Annotated in this window: 1 rRNA gene; it reads right to left on the reverse strand. The window is 51.8% G+C overall.

What is annotated here, in order from left to right:
* Positions 1–1,153: ribosomal RNA gene (locus ACFXPL_RS37140) — 23S ribosomal RNA — on the reverse strand; the annotation flags it as partial.

Genomic DNA, 1,153 nt, shown 5'->3' on the forward strand with positions numbered 1-1,153 from the left:
CTTCTAAGCGCTCCACGAGTCCTTCCGGTCTCGCTTCACAGCCCTTAGAACGCTCTCCTACCACTGTTCGTAAGAACAGTCCGCAGCTTCGGTGATACGTTTAGCCCCGGTACATTTTCGGCGCAGAGTCACTCGACCAGTGAGCTATTACGCACTCTTTAAATGGTGGCTGCTTCTAAGCCAACATCCTGGTTGTCTAAGCAACTCCACATCCTTTTCCACTTAACGTATACTTTGGGACCTTAGCTGGCGGTCTGGGCTGTTTCCCTTTCGACTACGGATCTTATCACTCGCAGTCTGACTCCCAAGGATAAGTCATCGGCATTCGGAGTTTGACTGAATTCGGTAACCCGGTAGGGGCCCCTAGTCCAATCAGTGCTCTACCTCCAAGACTCTTACCTTGAGGCTAGCCCTAAAGCTATTTCGGAGAGAACCAGCTATCTCCAGGTTCGATTGGCATTTCACCCCTACCCACACCTCATCCCCGCACTTTTCAACGTGCGTGGGTTCGGGCCTCCATTCAGTGTTACCTGAACTTCACCCTGGACATGGGTAGATCACCTGGTTTCGGGTCTACGACCACGTACTCAATTCGCCCTATTCAGACTCGCTTTCGCTGCGGCTCCGTCTTATCAACTTAACCTCGCATGAAATCGTAACTCGCCGGTTCATTCTACAAAAGGCACGCCATCACCCGTTAACGGGCTCTGACTACTTGTAGGCACACGGTTTCAGGATCTCTTTCACTCCCCTTCCGGGGTGCTTTTCACCTTTCCCTCACGGTACTGGTTCACTATCGGTCACTAGGGAGTATTTAGCCTTGGGAGATGGTCCTCCCGGATTCCGACGGAATTTCACGTGTTCCGCCGTACTCAGGATCCACTCAGGAGAGAACGAAGTTTTGACTACAGGGCTGTTACCTCCTATGGCGGGCCTTTCCAGACCTCTTCATCTACCTCGTTCCTTTGTAACTCCGTACAGAGTGTCCTACAACCCCAAGAGGCAAGCCTCTTGGTTTGGGCTGGTCCCGTTTCGCTCGCCGCTACTCAGGGAATCGCATTTGCTTTCTCTTCCTCCGGGTACTTAGATGTTTCAGTTCCCCGGGTCTGCCTTCTCATATCCTATGAATTCAGATATGGATACTGCTCCATTA

The organism is Streptomyces sp. NPDC059092 (assembly GCF_042756365.1).
In the GTDB taxonomy this organism is placed as follows: domain Bacteria; phylum Actinomycetota; class Actinomycetes; order Streptomycetales; family Streptomycetaceae; genus Streptomyces.